The 19,190-nt window shown below is 61.9% G+C and carries 17 protein-coding genes; 12 read left to right on the top strand and 5 right to left on the bottom strand.

All coding sequences use genetic code 11. The annotated features are described in order from the left end of the window. The first annotated feature begins 216 nt into the window (after positions 1-216). Positions 217-411 carry a hypothetical protein gene (locus NCS02_RS25170; protein ID WP_008347853.1) on the top strand — a complete coding sequence of 65 codons (195 nt, stop codon included), beginning with the start codon at positions 217-219 and terminating at the stop codon, positions 409-411. Positions 412-552: 141 nt separating this feature from the next. Here the strand turns inward: NCS02_RS25170 and NCS02_RS25175 are convergent, their stop codons facing one another. From NCS02_RS25175 to NCS02_RS25185, 3 genes are all read right to left on the bottom strand, one after another. Then, complete coding sequence (locus tag NCS02_RS25175) at positions 553-1,197, bottom strand: LysE family translocator (RefSeq protein WP_250436438.1); 645 nt, start codon at positions 1,195-1,197, stop codon at positions 553-555. Between the two features lie 96 nt (positions 1,198-1,293). Continuing rightward, positions 1,294-2,874 (bottom strand): sensor domain-containing diguanylate cyclase, encoded by a 1,581-nt coding sequence (locus NCS02_RS25180; protein WP_250520039.1) that lies wholly within the window; start codon positions 2,872-2,874, stop codon positions 1,294-1,296. A 198-nt stretch (positions 2,875-3,072) separates the two neighbouring features. Further along, positions 3,073-3,909: a FadR/GntR family transcriptional regulator gene (locus NCS02_RS25185; RefSeq protein ID WP_008347857.1), complete on the bottom strand. Its 837-nt coding sequence runs from the start codon at positions 3,907-3,909 to the stop codon at positions 3,073-3,075. 213 nt (positions 3,910-4,122) lie between these two features. Here NCS02_RS25185 and NCS02_RS25190 point away from each other — a divergent pair, with 213 nt between their 5' ends. From NCS02_RS25190 to NCS02_RS25220, 7 genes are all read left to right on the top strand, one after another. Continuing rightward, the gene (locus NCS02_RS25190) at positions 4,123-5,331 is read left to right on the top strand and encodes an ABC transporter substrate-binding protein (protein ID WP_008347858.1); all 1,209 of its coding nucleotides are present in this window, start codon (positions 4,123-4,125) and stop codon (positions 5,329-5,331) included. A gap of 84 nt (positions 5,332-5,415) precedes the next feature. Further along, positions 5,416-6,276, top strand: a complete 861-nt coding sequence (locus NCS02_RS25195) for a branched-chain amino acid ABC transporter permease (RefSeq protein WP_250436444.1) — start codon at positions 5,416-5,418, stop codon at positions 6,274-6,276. Between the two features lie 29 nt (positions 6,277-6,305). Continuing rightward, the gene (locus NCS02_RS25200) at positions 6,306-7,295 is read left to right on the top strand and encodes a branched-chain amino acid ABC transporter permease (protein ID WP_250523336.1); all 990 of its coding nucleotides are present in this window, start codon (positions 6,306-6,308) and stop codon (positions 7,293-7,295) included. Further along, the gene (locus NCS02_RS25205; RefSeq protein ID WP_008347861.1) at positions 7,292-8,059 is read left to right on the top strand and encodes an ABC transporter ATP-binding protein; all 768 of its coding nucleotides are present in this window, start codon (positions 7,292-7,294) and stop codon (positions 8,057-8,059) included. Before NCS02_RS25200 ends, NCS02_RS25205 begins: the two co-directional genes overlap by 4 nt. Next, positions 8,056-8,757, top strand: coding sequence for an ABC transporter ATP-binding protein (locus tag NCS02_RS25210; protein WP_175980699.1), 702 nt, complete (start codon positions 8,056-8,058; stop codon positions 8,755-8,757). Before NCS02_RS25205 ends, NCS02_RS25210 begins: the two co-directional genes overlap by 4 nt. 36 nt (positions 8,758-8,793) lie before the next feature. Next, positions 8,794-10,053 (top strand): Zn-dependent hydrolase, encoded by a 1,260-nt coding sequence (locus NCS02_RS25215; RefSeq protein ID WP_008347863.1) that lies wholly within the window; start codon positions 8,794-8,796, stop codon positions 10,051-10,053. Next, positions 10,050-11,531, top strand: a complete 1,482-nt coding sequence (locus NCS02_RS25220; RefSeq protein ID WP_250503615.1) for a M81 family metallopeptidase — start codon at positions 10,050-10,052, stop codon at positions 11,529-11,531. Before NCS02_RS25215 ends, NCS02_RS25220 begins: the two co-directional genes overlap by 4 nt. A 24-nt stretch (positions 11,532-11,555) precedes the next feature. Here NCS02_RS25220 and NCS02_RS25225 read toward each other — a convergent pair whose 3' ends face one another. Beyond that, the gene (locus NCS02_RS25225; protein WP_250503616.1) at positions 11,556-12,377 is read right to left on the bottom strand and encodes a hypothetical protein; all 822 of its coding nucleotides are present in this window, start codon (positions 12,375-12,377) and stop codon (positions 11,556-11,558) included. Between the two features lie 94 nt (positions 12,378-12,471). After that, positions 12,472-13,938, bottom strand: coding sequence for a mannitol dehydrogenase family protein (locus tag NCS02_RS25230; protein ID WP_250503617.1), 1,467 nt, complete (start codon positions 13,936-13,938; stop codon positions 12,472-12,474). Between the two features lie 121 nt (positions 13,939-14,059). On the opposite strand from NCS02_RS25230, the gene manD reads away from it, so the two are divergent. The 4 genes from manD to NCS02_RS25250 all read left to right on the top strand — a co-directional run bounded on the left by manD (position 14,060) and on the right by NCS02_RS25250 (position 19,169). Continuing rightward, complete coding sequence (manD, locus tag NCS02_RS25235; protein ID WP_008347871.1) at positions 14,060-15,268, top strand: D-mannonate dehydratase ManD; 1,209 nt, start codon at positions 14,060-14,062, stop codon at positions 15,266-15,268. A gap of 47 nt (positions 15,269-15,315) precedes the next feature. After that, positions 15,316-16,686: an MFS transporter gene (locus NCS02_RS25240; protein ID WP_033536187.1), complete on the top strand. Its 1,371-nt coding sequence runs from the start codon at positions 15,316-15,318 to the stop codon at positions 16,684-16,686. Between the two features lie 55 nt (positions 16,687-16,741). Beyond that, positions 16,742-17,779, top strand: coding sequence for an L-idonate 5-dehydrogenase (locus tag NCS02_RS25245; RefSeq protein ID WP_250523324.1), 1,038 nt, complete (start codon positions 16,742-16,744; stop codon positions 17,777-17,779). A 91-nt stretch (positions 17,780-17,870) separates the two neighbouring features. Further along, positions 17,871-19,169 carry an MFS transporter gene (locus NCS02_RS25250; protein WP_250503618.1) on the top strand — a complete coding sequence of 433 codons (1,299 nt, stop codon included), beginning with the start codon at positions 17,871-17,873 and terminating at the stop codon, positions 19,167-19,169. The last annotated feature ends 21 nt before the right edge of the window (positions 19,170-19,190 follow it).

Below are 19,190 nucleotides of genomic sequence, written 5' to 3' on the forward strand. Positions count from 1 at the left end.
ACAGCTCCGCGGACGTTGTGTTGGGCTGCGTATGACTCGACGCGCTGACGGAGCACGTGTGTCTGCACCCTGCGAGCGCGCCGCGCAAGGCGCTGCGGGCATTCGAGCGTTGCGCCCGCGCGTTGGCATATCCAATGCAAAAGACCAGGCGAGCGCCGACACACGCTCGATTCGACTCAAACGAACGCTTGCTCATGCACCGTAAGGAGAAACACCATGACGAACCTGAAGCTCGACGATCTGCAACATAGTCAGGAGCTTTCCGCTTCCGAGATGAAGCGCATCATCGGCGGAGACAAAAAGGAGCCAGCCGGCAGACCCATCCATATCGACGCTCAGAGCGGCGTGCTGACGTTCAAGGACGGCTCGAAGTGGACGATGGATCTTGACGGCAAGCTGCATCCGCTGTGATTCGCGCACATCGATGCTGCTTGCAGGAAGGCCGGACGAGCCTCGCGGCGCGGCCGGCCTTTTATCTTTTGCCTTTTGTCTTTTGCCTTTTGCATTCAGAGTTTCCGAAGGCTTTTTGAGTTACGCGTTTTGCATGCGAAATCAAAGGCCGGTTCGACCCGCCGTCAGCACGAGGCGCAGGCCGAGCATCGCGATGACGCTCGCTGCGAAACGGTCGATCCACTTCCTCGCCCGCAGATACATCTCGCGCGGACGCTTGCTTGAGAAGCCAAGCGCGACGATGGTGTACCAGCCCGTCTCGATCACGAAGACCATAGGCGGCAATACGAAGTAGCACCACAGCGGAGGATGCTGCGGCAAGAGCGCCGCGAAAATGCTGCCGTACCAGATGGCTGTCTTGGGATTGCTCAGTTGCGTCGAGAGGCCAAGCCAAAAGGACTTTCGAGCGCGCCCGGTGAGCCGGGACGCGCCGTCCGTTGCCGGCATCTCCATCGGCTGCGCGGCGCCCCGCCAAATCTTCGACGCCACATAAATCAGATACAGGCCACCGGCGACCTTCAGCGCGAGATAGAGCCACTCGACGGCAACGAGCAGCGTGTACAGTCCCGCGAGGGCGACGCCGCCGAAGAAGATGCCGCCCACGCCCATGCCGAGCGCGGTCGCGAGGCCATCGGCGCGTGATATGCCGATGGCATTGCGCGCCACGATTACGAAGCTCGGGCCCGGAATCATCGCGCCCAGCAACAGTGAAAAGAGAATCGCGAGTACGGCGGTCGAAGCGGTCATCGGAATAACTCCTTCGGATGTGCAGTTTGAATGCGGCATGCAAAACGCCGGATTGCATTCACGACGCATGATACGTCCGACTTCACGTGCATCGCGTCAGGCGCCGCTGCCGGCGACGCTGTCTTCGTGAATGGCGCGATTGCGCCCGCTGCGTTTGGCGAGATAGAGCGCGGCGTCGGCATTGTTCAGCAACTTGAGCGCGTCGTCGTTATGGCGTGGCGAGGCCGTGGCAATGCCGATGCTGATCGTCAGCACGCTCCTTGGCGCCGCGCTGTGAGGAATGGCGAGTTGTTCCACGTTCTCGCGCAGACGCTCGGCAAATGTGAGCGCGCCGCTCGCCGCGGCGCCCGGCAAAACCACGACGAATTCTTCGCCGCCATAGCGCGCGACGATGTCGCCGGGGCGCTTCGCGGCATTTTGTATACAGTCGGCCACGGCGATGAGCGCGTCGTCGCCCATCGCGTGACCGTAGGTGTCGTTATAGAGCTTGAAGTGGTCCACGTCGATGAATAGCGCGGACAGGGGCTGATCGACGCGGCGCGCTCGCCGCCATTCTTCGTCGAGCTGCCGGTCCAGCGCGCGGCGGTTGCATAGTCCGGTGAGCGCATCGGTACCCGCGAGCCGTTGCAGCTTCTCTTGCGCGATTGCTCGCGAGCGCAGTGAAATTGCGAGCAGCCATGAGATGACGATGAAGCCGCCTCCGAACGCCATCGTCAATCCGCCGATGACGAGGCTGCGTTCGCGCCACGCCGCGAGGACGTCATCCTCGGCCGGCGCGACCGCCGCGATCAATCGGGTGCCGGGTACATGCTGGAATGTATAGAGCCGCCTGACGCCATCGAGCGGAGACCGTGAGATATATGAGCCTGAAGCCGCGTCGCGCATCGCGGAGAAGGTCGGTGACTTCGCGACGTAGCCGTCGCTATCGCCTGGCAGCGCAGGCTTGCGCGCGATCATCACGCCATCCTGCTGCACGATGAACACCGCGCCCGAAGTGCCGAGCTTCACGCGCGACAGCAGGTCCTTGAAGTAGGAGACGTTCAAGGCGATCACGGCGACGCCCGCAAACGAGCCATCCGATGCATCGATGCGCCGGCTCAATGCGAGCGAAGCCGCGCCCTTGCGCAATCGCGACGCATAGGGTCCGGAAATGTAGAGACCGGCGTCGGGGTGCTCGGCGTGGACCTTGAAGTAGTCGCGATCGTTGAAGAGCAAGTCGGCATGATCGGAAGGATCGCGTTCGATGACGATGCGTCCCTCGCGATTCATCACGAATGCGCCGCCGACGGAGTTCATGCCGGTGGCGCCATCGAATAGAACAAGCTTGCGCAGATCAGGCGGAAGCCCCATTACGGCAGGGTTTCTAACGCCATTGGCGATGGTGCGCAGCGACAGGTCGCTCGATTCGATATTGCGCGCGATATCGGCGCTCAAGGTGGCGACGAGATTGGCCGCAGCCTGATGCGCGTTTTGCAGCGCTTGCGCGCGTCCCTGCCACAGCGCGGCAAACGACAACACGGCCATACAAATGGCGATGGCGGTGCCGATAAGACCAGCGAGCGCCGGAAAGTGCGAAAACACTTCGGCGAAACGGATTGCGGCGGTGCTGTTGCGTCGCATCAACCGGCGACTGACCATGCGTCCGGTCTTACGAACGGCTTTTAATCTGGCGGGCATTCAGGTTCTCCGCGCGGCGCGATTTCCGCACATCCGGGCACGACATGATGTGCGGCGCGACTGCGCTATGCGTCGAAAAACTCCGTATCTTATGGATTGGTTTGCATCTTATGCGCCATGTGGTGAACAGCGCCGCGCGTATTTGCACCCCGATTGTAGTCGCTCAGGCTCAATCCTTTCTGCACGGCCATGCTCTAATCACCCGCCGCGCCCGCCCATGCGCTTGCGAATCTCCGAGTCGAGAATGAGCCGCCCGCGCAACTTGCCCTTCATGCGCTTCACATAGCGCGGCGCCTCGGTCATGTGAATCACCATCAGTTCTCGAACCTTGTCCGCGTCCCGCGCGCGCGCCGCTTCGGTGATCGCCTTGTGAATCTTCACGTTCGCGCGGCCGAAGCGTTCATGTTCGGCTTGCGGCGTGTCGTTCCTGAACTCGATGAGTTGCCGGATCATTTCGTTGATCAACTCGCAGGTGAAGCGCAAAAACGGATTGGGATTCGCAGCGGCCAGAATATCGTGGAAGTTCACGTCTTCCTGTCGTTGCCGGACGATGTCGCGATTCGCGTGCGCCGAGGCCGGCTCGTCGCAACAAGCGATGTTCGCTTCCAGCGCGTTGAAGTCATCGTCGGTGAGATGCGGCACTGCGCCCGCCGCGAGCTCCGGTTCGAGCAACTGACGCACCGTATAGATATCGTCGATGGTCACGTCCTTGAAGAACAGATAGTTCTGCAAAAGTTGCAAGGTGCGATCGAGCGGCACCTCGACGATCGTGCCGCCACCCGAAGGTCCCGTCGTCACTTTGATCAGCCCTTGCACTTCCAGCGATTTGAGCGCCTCGCGCGTCGTGCTCTTGCTGACGGAAAAGAGCTGCTGCAATTCCACTTCACGCGGCAGCTTGTCGCCGGGCTTCAGGTTCTTTTCCGTGATCAGCCGCTTGATCTCTTCGGCGACGAGATCCGCGCGCTTGGGCTGTTTGATCGGCTGCTGCGCGATTTCGATTGCCGCCCCGGTGCGTTTTGCACGCTCCATCACCATGTCGATGCTCCCTGTCTTTGTCTGCTTTATACGCGTGCGTGTCGCGAATTCGCAGACTGGAATATTGCCTTATTGACACCCGAATTTATTGTTCCTAGCATCGGGTTCATTCTATTTATCATGATAAATAGAATGAAGCGAGCCGAGGTTTGAACCTACCACGAAAAAAAAGCGGGGCGGCTGCGCGGGTCATCTTCTCAAGGAGCGTCAATTTTGAATCGCCGAAACATGTTGAAGCTGGCCGCGCTGTCGGCCATTCCAGGATCGTTCGAAGCGCTCGTCGCAAGAAGCGCCTTTGCGCAGGGCTCGCCGATCCAGTTCGCATGCCCTGTGCCGATGTCCGGTCCGTTCGCGGCCAATGGCAAGTACGCCGATCTCGGCATGAAGCTGGCTATCGAACAATACGGCAAGGTGCTGGGTCAACCGCTCGCCTATGCGACGCTCGACACCGAGGGAAAACCCGCAACGGCCGTGCGCCGCGTGCAGGAAATCGCGCAGCAGAAGAACGCACGTTATTTCGCGGGCGGCATTCTTTCGTCGGAAGCACTCGCGATGGGCAAGGAAGCGGAGAAGGCCGGCGGCATCTTCATCACGACTGCGGGCGCCGACGAACTCACCGGCAAGGATTGCAACAGCGCGACGTTTCGCTGGTCAGTGCCCACTTTCGGCGCGATCGAGCAAACGGTGCGGCCGCTCATTCAGTCGATGCCCAATGCAAAGCGCTGGTACACGATCACGCCGCAATACGTGTTCGGAGACGGGCTTTTATCGGCGGCGAAGAACATCTTCAAAGAGAAGGGTATCGAGCATGTGGGCAACAGCTATCACTCGCTCAATGAAAAAGAGTTCAGCGGTTATTTGACGAATGCTGTCGCGGCGAAGCCCGATGTTCTTCTTATCCTCAACTTCGGCTCGCAATCATCGGACACGTTGCGTCAGGCCGTGAGCTTTGGCATGAAGAACAACTGCACGATCCTGATGGCATGGGCGTCGGGGCTGGAGCAATTCGAAGCACTCGGACCGGAAATCTGCGAGGGCGTCTATTTCGGCGCGCAATACTGGCATGCGGTCGATACGCCGCTCAATCAGGACCTCGTCAAGCGCGTGAATGCGGCTTATAAGTCGAACCCTAACTATAGCCTCGCCGGTTCGTACATCTGCACGAAGATTTTGCTCGACGGCATCGTAAAAGCGGGCACCGCCGACCCGAAAAAAGTCGTCGCTGCGCTGCAAGGCATGAAGTACGCGGGCCTGACCGGGCCGGAGGAAATTCGCGCGGGCGATCATCAGGTGTTGAAGAACTACTATCTTCTCAAAGGCAAGCCCAAGAGCAAGATGAAGGATAAAGACGATTACGCCGACATCGTGAGTTCGGGCCAGTCGTTCCTGCCGCTCGACAAGACGCAATGCAAGCTTGCGTGATCGCCTGATCTTGTGACGCGCGTTGTTTTCATGCGAATGCGGGCGAGTTCTGCATTCGCGTTGCCACTCTTCTGATGCAAGGCCATGAACGTTTATCTGTTGCAGGTCGTGAACGGCATCGGCGTGGGCATGCTGTATTTTCTGCTCGCGGTCGGGTTGTCGATCGTGTTCGGGTTGCTGCGCTTCGTGAACTTCGCGCACGGCGCTTTCTATCTGCTGGGCGCGTACTTCTGTTATCAGGCGATGCAGTGGTCGATGAACTTCTGGAGTGCGCTCGCCGTCGTGCCCATCGTCGTCGGCGTGATCGCATGGATCGTCGAGAAAGTCGTGCTGCGCCACGTCTATGCACAGCAACACGAGTTTCATATTCTCGCGACAGTCGGCCTTGCGCTCGTGATTCAGGAGTGCGCGATCATCGCGTGGGGACCGCTCGGCGATAACGTCCCGGTGCCGGACGTTCTCAACGGCGTTGTGATGTGGGGCAGCTTCATCTACCCGAAGTACCGTCTCTTCGTCATCGCGTTCACGGCGGTGCTGGCGGGCATTCTATGGTGGGTGCTCGAAGGCACGCGGCTCGGCAGCGCTGTGCGAGCGGGCAGCGAATCGAGCGAGATGGTATCGCTGCTCGGCATCAACGTGACGCGCATCTTCAGTCTTGTATTCGCGCTCGGTGCGGGAACAGCGGCACTCGCGGGCGTGCTTGCCGCGCCGATACGCGGCGTCGATCCGTTCATGGGGATCGAAGCACTCGGCGTCGCATTCGTCGTCGTGGTCGTGGGCGGCATGGGCAATTTTCTGGGTGCGCTCGTCGGCGGACTGCTCGTCGGCATCGTGCAGAGCGTGATGAGTACGCTGTGGCCGGAAGGCGCGCGTCTCATGATCTATGTGGCGATGGCCGCGGTGCTGCTGCTGCGTCCGAACGGATTACTCGGGAGGACCGCGTGAATTCCAAACTGGATTCGAAGACACTGGACATGAGCGCGCCACCGCGATCCCTCAGGCAGTCGCTTCATCGCTATCGCTTTCTGTTGCTCGCGGCCATCGTCGTCTGCGTTCTTCCGCTGACGATTCGCTCCGGATCGCTCGCAACCGAAGTGCTCGTCTATGCGCTCGCCGCGCTCGGCTGTAATCTGCTGCTCGGGCATACGGGCCTGCTGTCGTTCGGACAAGGCATATTCTTCGGTCTAGGAAGCTATGCCGCGGGTCTGATCCTCACGAAGTCAGGGCTTCAGATTCCTGCGGCATTGCTCGGCGCCATCATCGCGGGTGCGCTCGCCGCGGCTCTCGTCGGATGGTTCTCCATTCGTCAGCGCGGCGCGTACTTCGTGATGCTCACGCTCGCATTCGGGCAGATGTTCTACTTCCTTGCCTATACGACACCCGATCTCACCGGCGGCGACAACGGCTTGCTCGATATTCCGCGGCCCGCGTTGTCATTCTTCGGGCAGCCACTCGTTTCGCTCGTGTCGCCGTGGCAGTACTACGCGTTCGTCGCGTTATTGTTCTTGATCGCATTCTGGTTCATGTTGCGCGTGTCGCATTCGGTCTTCGGCCGCACGCTGCTCGCAATCCGCGATAACGAGGCGCGCGCCGCTGCCGTAGGTTATGACGTAAAGCGTTTCAAGCTGTCCGCGTTCGTCGTATCGGGTGCGGTCACTGGCCTGGCCGGGGCATTGCACGCGATGATGACGGGCATCGCGCCGTTGTCGAACATCGACTACCACACGAGCGAGATGATTCTCGTGATGACCGTTATCGGCGGTACGGGCAATCTCTTTTCTTCCGTACTGGGCGCAGCGTTCTATGTGCTATTCGCCGACTGGCTTTCAACGCTATGGCCGCGCTGGCTGCTGTTGCTCGGGCTCGTGCTGATCGCGGTAAGTCTCTTCATGCAGCGCGGTTTGTGGGGTCTGGGTGAACGCATCTGGCGCGCGATGAAGCGCGATCGAGGAGAGCCGGCATGAGCGCGTCGATACTGGAAGCAAAGGGCGTCGTGAAGCGCTATGGCAAGTTCGCCGCGCTAACCGATGTGAATCTGCGCATCGCAAGGAACACGGTGCATTCCGTGATCGGACCGAACGGTGCGGGCAAGACCACACTGTTTCATGTGTTGACCGGGACCGTGCCGATCACCGCGGGCAATATCGTGTTCGATGGTCACGACGTGACACAGGAACCCGATCATCGTCGTGTGAAGCGTGGCATCGCACGATCGTTTCAGGTGACGAGCCTCTTCACGAATCTGTCGGTGCGTGAGAATCTGCGGCTCGCCGCGCAAGGCGTGGACTCGAAGCGCGCACTCAACGCATGGACGCCGCCGCGCGGCGCGCTGGAACATCGCGATACGGTCGATGGCATTCTCGAGCGTCTCGCGCTGCAACGCCTGGCGTCGACGCAGGCGAGCGCGTTATCGCATGGCCAGCAGCGGCGTCTCGAAGTGGGCATGGCGCTCGCCGCCCGGCCCAAGGCGATCTTTCTCGACGAGCCGACCTCGGGTATGGGCATCGACGATCTCGACGACATGAAACATCTGATCCGCAGTCTGCGCGATGACTACACGGTCGTGCTGATCGAGCACAACATGGATATCGTGATGGACATCTCCGACATCATCACGGTGATGCAGCAAGGCCGCGTGCTTGTCGAAGGCAAGCCCGCCGATATCCGCGGGGACGAACGTGTGCGCAGCGCCTATCTCGGCAACATGATCACCGGAGGACGCGCATGATGCTCGATGTCGATAACATTCACGGCTATTACGGCAAGAGCCATATTCTTCAAGGCGTCTCGCTCACGATGGGCGAAGGCGAAACCGTCACGCTGCTCGGCCGTAACGGCGCGGGAAAATCGACCACGCTGAAAAGCATCGCCGGCGTCGTGGCGCCGCAGCGCGGCAGCGTGAAGTTCAAGGGCGTCGAGCTCGCGAAGATGCCGCCGCACAAGATCGCTGCGCGCGGCGTGTGCTTCGTGCCGGAACATCGCGGTATCTTCAAGCTCTTGTCCGTCGAAGAGAATCTGCGGCTCGGCGCGCGCAAAGATTCTCCATGGCAACTCGCGGATATCTATCGCATCTTTCCGCGTCTCAAGGAGCGCCGGACGAACGGCGGTGGCCAACTCTCGGGCGGCGAGCAGCAGATGCTCGCGATCGGCCGCGCATTGATGAATCATCCGCGCTTGCTGATGCTCGATGAACCGGTGGAAGGACTCGCGCCTGTGATCGTCGAGGAAATCGTCGCGCAACTGAAGCTGATTCGCCAAGCGGGCGTGACGATTCTGCTCGTCGAACAGAATCTGGAAGTCTGCACGCAACTCGCCGACCGCCATTACATCATTGAGCAAGGGCGCATCGTGTACGAAGGAACGAACGATGCGTTCATCGCCGATGAATCGATCAAGGATCGCTATCTCGGCGTGGGCGTCGTCTGAACCTCATATCTGCATCACTCAGCTCAGGAACCTCGAATGCAAGCTCATGATATGCCAGCGCAGGCCGCTCTGCGCATCGACGGTGCGCGTCTCTGGAATAGTCTGATGGAACTCGCGCGCATCGGCGCGACGGAGAAGGGCGGCGTGTGCCGTCTCGCATTGACGCAACTCGACAAGCAAGGCCGCGATCTTTTTATCGCGTGGGCAAAGGAAATCGGCTGCACCGTGCGCGTGGATGCGATCGGCAACATTTTCGCGCGCCGTGCGGGCACGCGTGACGATCTTCCGCCTGTGATGACGGGCAGCCATATCGATACGCAACCGACGGGCGGCAAGTTCGATGGCAACTATGGCGTGCTGGCGGGCCTCGAAGTGTTGCGCACGCTGAATGACAATAACGTGCGTACGGTTGCGCCGCTCGAAGTTGCCGTCTGGACTAACGAGGAAGGCTCGCGCTTCGTGCCGGTGATGATGGGTTCCGGTGTATTCGCGGGCGCGTTCACGCTGGATCATGCACTCGCGCAGAAGGATCGCGACGGCGTGTCCGTGCGGGACGCGCTGGCATCGATAGGTTATGCGGGAGATCGCGTCGAGGCGCATGACGTGGGTGCGTATTTCGAAGCGCACATCGAGCAGGGTCCGGTGCTGGAGGCGAAGGACAAGGTGATCGGCGTCGTGCAAGGCGCGCTCGGTCAACGCTGGTACGACGTGACGATCGAAGGCATGGAAGCGCACGCGGGTCCGACGCCGATGGAACTGCGCCGCGACGCCTTGCTCGTCGCGGCAGATCTCATTCGCGCCGTCAATCGCATCGCGATCGATCATGCGCCGCATGGACGCGGAACGGTCGGCTGGGTCGACGTGCATCCGAACTCGCGCAATGTCATTCCGGGGCGCGTCAAGCTGACCGTTGATCTGCGCGCGCCAGACGACGCGACGCTTCTCGCAATGGACCGTGCAATGCGCGACGCATGCGAGCAAGCGGATCTGCCGGTCAAGGTAGACGAAGTTGTCTACTTCGCGCCGCAACCGTTCGACGCATCGCTGGTTGCGTCGGTGCGCGAGAGCGCCGATGCGCTCGGCTTCACGTCGATGGATGTCGTGAGCGGCGCGGGTCATGACGCCGTCTATCTCGCACGCGTGGCGCCGGCAGCGATGATCTTCGTGCCGTGCAAGGACGGCATCAGCCACAACGAGATCGAGGATGCGCGCGCCGATCATCTCGAAGCAGGCTGCAATGTGCTTCTGCAAGCGATGCTGCGCGCAGCCAACGCGTCCGAAGGAGACGCAGCATGAAGATACTCATCGCCCGCATGAACCACGAGACCAACACGTTCTCGCCCGTTGCGACGCCGCTCGAAGCATTCGGGCGCGACGGTCCGTGTCATGGCGCCGAAGCGTATAACGAGAATGCCGGCATGCGTACGGCGATGTCCGCATTCATCGATGCTGCGAAGCGCGAACATGCGGACATCGTGACGCCGATATCCGCTTCGGCAAATCCGAGCGGTCGCGTCGCTGCCGCCGCTTATGACGCGATCTGCCAGTCGATCGTCGATGCAACAGAAGGCTGCGATGCCGTGATGCTCGACCTCCACGGCGCGATGGTCGCGGAGAATTCGCCCGATGGCGAAGGCGATTTGCTGGAACGCGTGCGACGCGCGCTGCCACATGCGCCTATTGCCGTATCGCTCGATCTGCATGCGAACGTCACGCAGAAGATGATCGACAACGCGGACGTGATCACGAGCTTCAAGACCTATCCTCACGTCGATATGTACGAGAGCGGTGAGCATGCGGCGCGACTGCTGCTCGATCTGATTCATGACAAGGCGAAGCCCGTGATCGCTTGGGCGCAGCCGCCGCTGCTCACGCATACGCTGAGGAGTTCGACAGCGGACGGTGCAATGAAACGTGCAGTCGATGCCGCGCGCGCAGCCGAAGCTGAAGATGGCGTGCTGGCCGTGTCGGTGCTATCCGGTTTCTCGCTGGCGGATATCGCCGCGCCTTGCATCAGCGTGGTCGTGGTGGCGGATGGCGAGCGCGCGAAGGCGCAGTGCGTGGCGGACCGCATCGCGCGGCAAATCTGGAACGAGCGTGACGCGTTCGTTTATCGCAGCGTGCCGCTCGCGCAATCGATCAGCGAGGGCGCTGCGCTCGCACGCGAAACGGACAAGCCCGTACTGCTGCTCGACCACGGCGACAACTGCATGTCGGGCGGAACGTGCGACACGACCGACGCATTCGAAGAAGCGTTGAAGCAAGGACTCGATGGCATCGTCGTGGGACCTTTATGCGATCCCGAAGCTGTCGCGCAACTCTTCGCAGCCGGCGAGGGCGCAACGGTCACGATCGGCGTCGGCAACAAGCTAGCGAGCGTGGCGTCGCGAGCAAAGCCGCCGCTCGAGGTTACCGGCATAGTGCGGGCGTTGACCGATGGCGAATACATCATCAGCGGACCGACGTATACGGGACAGCGTGCGTTCATGGGCCGCGCGGCCGTGATCGAGACCGCCGCGGCGCGCATCCTTGTGACGGAACGCACGCACGAGCCGTGGGACCTGGGCGTGTTCGAGAGTGTCGGCATCGACCCACGCGGCGCGCGCTTTCTGATTCTCAAGTCCCGCATGTACTGCCGCCCCGTCTTCGTGCCGATATCGGGTGGCCTCGTCGAATGCGATAGCCGCGGCGTCACGAGTTCGGACTATGGACTCTTCGCATTCGAGAACCTGAAGCGGCCCGTCTATCCGCTGGATCCGAACGTCGAATATTGATCGAGCAGGAAAGCGGCGCGCCTTTCACTTCACGAGGCGCAGCCGCTTCGTAATGATCGTGCCTTCCTTGCGATCGATGAGCCACGCTGCATCGACATGGCCCATCAATATCGATGTTCTGCGCGTGATATCCGTGGGTTCTTCATCGGTGGGCGCGTTATGCTCGATGTCGTCCGTCAGGTAGGGTGGCGCGAGCGTGCAGATGAGCACGATCGCGAAGTCATCGCTGCCATGCGCGCGGTCGAAGTTCGGAAGCACGATGCTGCCTCTGACCGTGGTTCTCGCGCTGCCTTCCTGCTTCAGTTCAATGCTGTCGAAGGTCTGAACGAAACCCTTTTCCTTGGCTTCAGGCGCAACAACGAGCTTGCGGCCGCTTTGCCCCTTTACCGTTTCCTTCAGCAGGATGGCATCCGGATCGTGAGACGCCGCCAGGGAGACGTTCACCGTCAGCACTTTCTTCTTCGACAGATAGCGCACGCCGTATGAAACCGGAATGACGAACGTGAACGTGCGATCTGTCTGCGCGCCGGGTTGGCTCGCGGCATGCTGCGCCTTGGTGAAGGGCCGCGAAAGAAACGCCCGTACGCGGCCGGTTATCGATGCAGGCTGTCCCGGTGCGGAATGACCTGCCAGCGCATCGCGGACGTGTTCCGGATCGTCGCCGGTAAAGTTCGGTGCAAGCGCGTCGGCCGACATGATGCCTTGCGCCTTGGCGCCGCTCGCGATGTCGGCAGCGCTCGCTGCACGGCCAGGCTGCGGCGCGGCCGCCAGAGCGGATACCGATACCCACGACAGCGCGCATGCGATGCACAGAGCAGAGCTACATCCACGTTTCGATAAATACACCTGCCACTCCTGGCGCGTCAGGGCCGCTCATGATGGAAGTGGCTATCTTAAAACGAAGCGGACCGTTCGGCATTTTGCATGCGTGATAATGAATTCAATCCAACCGCACATATTCGTCGATCGCCGTGAGCGCGCCGTTCCCGAGCCTTGTCGCGGCGCGCAGAAGCGCTTCCCGGAGAACCGGATTGCGTGCCAGCGATGCGGGGAAAACATCGCTTGCGCCGACGAGCGCATCGACGAGGCCTGCCGGCGTGGTCGCATCCTCCGCCGCTTTCGTGAGACGTTCGGCCAGCGGATCGCTGATCGCGTAACGGGTGCCGTCGTCCGCTCGTCCGCGCAGAAACGTGAACCATGCCGCCACCGCAAGCGCGAGCCGTTCGAACGGCTGACCCGCGTCGAGCCTTGCCTGAATGGTCGACAAAATTCGCGGCGGCATCTTCTGGCTACCGTCCATCGCAATCTGGCTGCAACGGTGTTTCAGCGCGGGATTCGCGTAGCGGTCGAGGAGCGCGTCGCGGTATGCGGCGAGATCGAACGATGCCGGTACCGCGAGAGTCGGCGCTATCTCGCGCGTCATCATCGCGTGGATCAGTGACTTCAGCGGCGGGTGGCCGACGGCGTCGCTGATCGTGTCGAAACCGGCGAGCATGGACAGATACGCGAGCGTCGAGTGTGTCGCGTTGAGCATGCGCAGTTTCGCGATCTCGAAGGGCGCGACGTCGTCGACAAGTTGGGCGCCTGCCGTTTCCCACGCAGGACGCCCGGCGGGGAAGCGATCTTCGATGACCCATTGCCTGAACGGCTCGCACGGCACGGGCACTTCATCGCCCACGCCCAGCGCCGCTTGGGCGGCTTCGCGATCCGCGTCGGTCGTGGCGGGGACGATGCGATCGACCATCGTCGACGGAAACGCGACGCGCGTCTCGATCCACGTCGCGAGCGCCGGGTCCAGCCTGCGTGCGAACGAACACACCGCCTGACGCAATGCATCGCCGTTGTGCGAGAGGTTGTCGCAGGAAAGCACGGTGAAGGGCGTGGCGTCCGCGTCGCGTCGCGCTCGCAACGCGGCGCAGAGTATGCCCGGCACGGTGGACGGCTCGTCCGGATGCGCGAGATCGTGCGCGACGCCCGCGTGCGCAAAGTCGGCATCGCCGGTTCGCGGATCGCGACAGTAGCCTTTTTCCGTAACCGTCAGCGACACGATGCGGACGCGTTCGTCGGCGAAAAGCTCGACGAGACGTGCGCGATCGAAGGGCATCGCCAGCACTTCGCGCAATGCACGCACGACCGTCACGCGCACGCCGTCCGGCCCGCGTTCCACGACGCTGTAGAGGCCGTCCTGTGCCATCAACGCATCGCGCTTGGTGACGTCGCCCTGCAGCGTGACGCCGCAAATGCCCCAATCGCCCGGCTCGGCGAGCATCGCCTCTTCGGTATAGAGCGCTTCATGCGCGCGATGAAAGTTGCCGATGCCCAGATGCACGATGCCGATAGCTGGCTCGTGCCACTCGCGCGACAGGCAATGGCCTTCGAGTGCAGTGAGCGATGTACGGGAGAGCATTGATTTCTCAGGCATTTTCGATGGCATTTTGAATTAGGAATCGGGAAAACCCGTTATTGACGTCGTAACATACTGGTATGGTAGTATCCGCCACATCGAATGCCCATTCAAGGAAATACCTATGAAGATCATCCGCGCCGACGTGATCGTGACTTGCCCCGGCCGCAACTTCGTCACGCTGAAGGTGGAAACGGACGAGGGCATCTACGGTATCGGCGATGCGACGCTCAATGGCCGCGAACTCGCTGTCGCGTCGTATCTGAAGGATCACGTATGTCCGCTGTTGATCGGGCGCGAAGCGGGCCGCATCGAAGACACCTGGCAGTTTCTCTACAAGGGCGCGTACTGGCGACGCGGCCCCGTCACGATGACCGCAATCGCCGCCGTCGACATGGCGCTCTGGGACATCCTCGGCAAGGCCGCGAACATGCCGCTCTACAAGCTGCTCGGCGGTGCGTCGCGCGACGGCGTGATGGTCTACGGACACGCAACCGGCCGCGACATCCCCGAAGCGCTCGACCGCTACGCGGAGCATATCGAAGAGGGCTACAGGGCGATTCGCATCCAGTGCGGCGTGCCGAACATGCGTTCGGTTTATGGCGTCGCGAAGGGCGACGGCATGTATGAGCCGGCGACGAAGGGTGCGGTCGAGGAGCAGAGCTGGTCCTCCGAAAAGTACCTGGATTTCGTGCCGAAACTCTTCGAAGCCGTGCGCGACAAGTTCGGTTTCGACACGCATCTGCTGCACGATGTGCATCACCGGCTTACGCCGATCGAAGCGGCGCGGTTCGGCAAATCGGTCGAGCCGTATCGCCTGTTCTGGATGGAGGATCCGACGCCCGCCGAGAATCAGGCCGGCTTCCGTCTGATCCGCGAGCACACCGTGACCCCGATTGCGGTGGGCGAGGTGTTCAACAGCATCTGGGACTGCAAGCAGCTGATCGAAGAGCAACTGATCGACTACATCCGCGCGACGCTCACGCATGCGGGCGGCATCACGCATCTGAAGCGCATCGCCGATTTCGCATCGCTGTATCAGGTCCGCACGGGCTGCCACGGTCCTTCGGATCTGTCGCCGGTCTGCATGGGCGCAGCGCTGCACTTCGACTTGTGGGTGCCCAACTTCGGCGTGCAAGAGTACATGGGCTTTCCGAAGGAAGCGCTCGATGTGTTCCCGCATGCATGGTCGTTCGATCGCGGGATGATGCACCCGGGCGAAGCGCCGGGGCACGGTGTAGACATCGACGAAAAGCTCGCCGCAAGGTATCCGTACGATCCGGCGTACTTGCCGGTGGCGCGCCTCGAAGACGGCACGCTCTGGAACTGGTAATCGCGTTTGGTTTAAGGCATTCAAAACACAAGATACCGGAGACAGACATGGCACACAGGGAAACCAGCGCGATGCTGCGCCGGGTGGCAGCGGCATCGACCATCGGCACGGCGGCGGAGTATTACGACTTCTTCGTGTACGGCACGGCAGCGGTGCTCGTGTTCGGCGCAAAATTCTTTCCGAGCCACGATCCGCTGATCGGCACGCTGGCCGCGTTCGCCACGTATGCGGTCGGGTTCGTCGCGCGGCCTGTGGGCGGTATCGTGTTCGGGCATTTCGGCGACAAGATCGGCCGCAAGAAAGCGCTGATTGTCACCATTCTGATCGTGGGTCTGGGCACGTTCGCCATCGGCTTGTTGCCGGATTACTCGCAGATCGGCATCTGGGCGCCGGCGGCGCTTGTGCTGATCCGCGTGCTGCAAGGCTTCGGCGTCGGCGGCGAGCAGGCCGGCGCGGTCTTGCTCACCGCCGAATATGCGCCGCCGCGCGAACGCGGCTTCTTCGCGAGCCTCGTGCAGCTCGGCGCGCCCGCGGGCTTTCTGATCCCATCGGGCATCTTCGCCGTTCTGACCGCGATGCTCACGCACGAACAACTGATGGACTGGGGCTGGCGTCTGCCATTTCTCGGCAGCATCGTGCTTGTCGTCGTCGGGCTTTATATTCGACTGCGCACCGAGGAATCGCCGGTGTTCGCGGCGATCCGCGAGACCAAGGCGGTCGAATCGCGGCCCGTCGTGGAAGTGGTGAAGCAGCACGGCGCGACGATCGTGAAGGGTGTCGGCGCGAAGCTGATCGAGGCTTGCACGTTCGCGATGTACACGATGATCGTGCTCGCCTACGGCCGCGCGCACGGCATCGCCGACTCGCTGCTTCTGCAGACGATCATCGTCGCGGTCGTGCTCGAACTGATTGCGATCCCGCTCGCTGGCGCACTGTCGGATCGCATCGGTCGGCGCGCGACATTCATCGCGGGCGCAGTGCTGCATGTGCTGCTCGTCATGCCGCTCTTTCACGCTATCGATAGCGGCAGCCGCCTCGCGATCCAGACCGTGATGATTCTCGCGATCACCGTCGGCCACAGCCTTTGTTATGCGCCGCAAGCATCGCTCTTTCCCGAGCTCTTTCCGGCACGCGTGCGATGCAGCGGCATTGCGCTCATCTGGCAGATCGGTTCGCTGATCGGCAGCGGCGCGCTAGGTCTCGTCGCGGTGAAGCTGATTCAGGCGACGGGCGGAAGCTCGATCGGTCTCATCGTGTACGTTGCCGCGCTCGGCATCGTCTCGACGATCTCGCTTCTGCTTCTGCCCGAGACCGCGCCGGCGCGCGTCGGCCGTGATCTGCACGACTGGGGCGCGCCGCAACACGATGCCGCGATCGCCGGATCGAACGCAGAACCGGCGCTCGCCGCCCGCCGTTGATTGCATGCGAAACGCTTTATACAAAGTGCAAACTGCAGATTCCAGGACATAGATCATGCTCGCAGCCGTTCTACACGAACCGAAGAAGCTCGTCATCGACGAGATCGACACGCCCGAACCAGAACCCGGACAGGTGCAGATTCGCGTGCGCGCGGGCGGCATCTGCGGGTCGGATCTTTCGTATTACTTCAAGGGCAAAAGCGGCGACTTCGCCGTGCGCGAGCCGTTCGTGCTCGGTCACGAAGTCGCGGGCGAGATTGCCGCGCTGGGCGAGGGCGTGACGGGCCTTGCAGTCGGCCAGCGGGTCGCGGTGAATCCGGGCCTGAATTGCGGAACGTGCCGCTTTTGCGTGAAAGGCATGCCGAACCATTGCCTGAAGATGCGCTTCATGGGCAGCGCGTCGACGTTCCCGCATATGCAGGGCATGTTCCGGCAATACATCACGGCAGCCGCGCGGCAATGCGTTCCGGTGCCGGATACCCTCGATTTCGGGCAGGCGTCGATGGCCGAGCCGCTTGCTGTCGCGCTGCACGCGTTGAAGCTCGCCGGCCCGCTCGTCGGCGCGAAGATGCTGCTCGTGGGTTGCGGGCCGATCGGCTGCATCGTGTTGGCCGCCGCGCGGCGCGCGGGCGCGCATCGCATCGTCGCGCTCGATCTTGCTGACAAGGCGCTCGCGATGGCGGCGTCGCTCGGCGCCGACGAGACCGTGCTCGCGAACGATCAGGCGCGCATCGATGCCTGGTCGCGCGAACGCGGCACCTTCGACGTCGTGATCGAGGCATCGGGCAGCCCCGCCGGTCTCGACACCGCGTTGCGCTCGGTGCGTGCGGGCGGCACGGTGATCCAGCTCGGAAATCTGCCGGCCGGTCAGTCGCCGGTCGCGGCGAACCTCGTGATGGCGAAAGAGCTGCGTTATCAGGGCTCGTTCCGCTTCACCGATGAATACGCGATCGCCGCGGATGAAATCGCCTCGCAGCGCATCGACCTTCGTCTGCTGATGACGCACGCATTTCCGCTCGCCGAAGCGAATCGTGCATTCGAAGTCGCGCTGGATCGCTCTCAATCGATGAAGGTGCATCTCCAGTTCGACTGACGGGCGCCACTTGGCATTGGCATTCAAAATTCATCATTCATGAAACCGCCGGACCGGAAGGCCACAAGAAGCGGTGCATCGGAGACTCGACATGATCAAAAGTCAGCGGTGGTTCGTCGTCGGCCTGCTGTTCCTCGCGGGCGTCGTCAACTATCTCGACCGCGCGGCGCTTTCCATCGCCGCTCCGCTCATCCAGAAAGACCTGCATTTCACGCATGCGCAGATGGGCATCGTGTTCAGCAGCTTTTTCATCGGGTATGCATTATTCAATTTTGTCGGCGGCGTGCTGTCGGACAGGATCGGCGCGAAGAAAGTCTTCGGCGGCGCAATGGGCATCTGGTCGCTGTTTTGCGGTGCGACTGCGCTGGCGAGCAGTCTCGTGTCGCTGATCGTGCTTCGCGTGCTCTTCGGCATGGGAGAGGGACCGTTCAGCTCGTCGAACAGCAAGATGGTGAACAACTGGTTTCCGCGTCGTGAAGTGGCGAGCGCGATCGGGGTCATCAGTTCGGGGACGCCGCTGGGCGGCGCGCTCGCCGGCCCGGTCGTCGGTTACATGGCGATCCAGTTCGGCTGGCGCTGGGCGTTCGTCATCATCATGATGATCGGCTTCGCGTGGCTCGTGCTTTGGGCGCTTTCGACGACCGAGCATCCGCAACAGAACAAGCGCGTCACGCAGGCCGAACTCGATCTGATCGTCGCGGGCCAGCAGGACGCCGCGTCGATGGAGCACGGCACGCACGGCAAGCAGGCGAATCTCGGCTTTTATCTGCGTCAGCCGATCATCCTCGCCACGGCATTCGCGTTTTTTGCATACAACTACGTGCTGTTCTTCTTTCTCTCGTGGTTCCCGACGTATCTGACCGAAGCGCATCACATGTCGCTGCGCGACATGAGCTTTGCGACGGTGATTCCGTGGCTGCTCGGCAGCATCGGGCTCGCGGCGGGCGGCTTCATCACCGATGCGATTCTGCGTATCACAGGCAAGCCGCTCATGTCGCGCCGCGTCGTGCTGACCGTGTGCCTCGGCATGGCGGCGCTGTGCGTCGCGTTCGCGGGGCGTGTGGAGAGCACGCAGGGCGCGGTGGCGTTGATGTCCGTGACGATCTTCTTCCTCTATGTAACCGGGTCCGTGTACTGGGCCGTGATTCAGGACACGGTGCGGCGCGAGAACGTCGGCGGCGTGGGCGGTTTCGTGCATCTGCTCGCGAATCTCGCGGGCGTGATCGGACCGGCGGTGACGGGCTTCATCGTCGAGGCGACGCACGGGGCGTATGGCAGCGCCTTCGTTCTGGCGGGCGCGATCGCCGTGCTCGGCGCGCTGTGTTCGCTCGTATGGATTCGCGAGCCGAAAGCGCGCGCGAAGCGTGAAAGCGCGGCGAGTGCTGCGTGATAGTATCGGGAAGCGAGGCGC

Origin of the sequence: Caballeronia sp. NCF2 (assembly GCF_023631205.1) — a bacterium.
In the GTDB taxonomy this organism is placed as follows: Bacteria; Pseudomonadota; Gammaproteobacteria; order Burkholderiales; family Burkholderiaceae; genus Caballeronia; species Caballeronia zhejiangensis.

Bases quoted from the DNA above. Each gene is read 5' to 3' on its own strand.
- manD (WP_008347871.1), top strand. From the start codon at position 14,060: ATGAAGATCATCCGCGCCGACGTGATCGTGACTTGCCCCGGCCGCAAC.
- NCS02_RS25215 (WP_008347863.1), top strand. From the start codon at position 8,794: ATGCAAGCTCATGATATGCCAGCGCAGGCCGCTCTGCGCATCGACGGT.
- NCS02_RS25185 (WP_008347857.1), bottom strand. From the start codon at position 3,909: ATGGTGATGGAGCGTGCAAAACGCACCGGGGCGGCAATCGAAATCGCG.
- NCS02_RS25200 (WP_250523336.1), top strand. From the start codon at position 6,306: ATGAGCGCGCCACCGCGATCCCTCAGGCAGTCGCTTCATCGCTATCGC.
- NCS02_RS25220 (WP_250503615.1), top strand. From the start codon at position 10,050: ATGAAGATACTCATCGCCCGCATGAACCACGAGACCAACACGTTCTCG.
- NCS02_RS25245 (WP_250523324.1), top strand. From the start codon at position 16,742: ATGCTCGCAGCCGTTCTACACGAACCGAAGAAGCTCGTCATCGACGAG.
- NCS02_RS25240 (WP_033536187.1), top strand. From the start codon at position 15,316: ATGGCACACAGGGAAACCAGCGCGATGCTGCGCCGGGTGGCAGCGGCA.
- NCS02_RS25250 (WP_250503618.1), top strand. From the start codon at position 17,871: ATGATCAAAAGTCAGCGGTGGTTCGTCGTCGGCCTGCTGTTCCTCGCG.
- NCS02_RS25195 (WP_250436444.1), top strand. From the start codon at position 5,416: ATGAACGTTTATCTGTTGCAGGTCGTGAACGGCATCGGCGTGGGCATG.
- NCS02_RS25210 (WP_175980699.1), top strand. From the start codon at position 8,056: ATGATGCTCGATGTCGATAACATTCACGGCTATTACGGCAAGAGCCAT.
- NCS02_RS25170 (WP_008347853.1), top strand. From the start codon at position 217: ATGACGAACCTGAAGCTCGACGATCTGCAACATAGTCAGGAGCTTTCC.
- NCS02_RS25180 (WP_250520039.1), bottom strand. From the start codon at position 2,874: ATGCCCGCCAGATTAAAAGCCGTTCGTAAGACCGGACGCATGGTCAGT.
- NCS02_RS25230 (WP_250503617.1), bottom strand. From the start codon at position 13,938: ATGCTCTCCCGTACATCGCTCACTGCACTCGAAGGCCATTGCCTGTCG.
- NCS02_RS25175 (WP_250436438.1), bottom strand. From the start codon at position 1,197: ATGACCGCTTCGACCGCCGTACTCGCGATTCTCTTTTCACTGTTGCTG.
- NCS02_RS25205 (WP_008347861.1), top strand. From the start codon at position 7,292: ATGAGCGCGTCGATACTGGAAGCAAAGGGCGTCGTGAAGCGCTATGGC.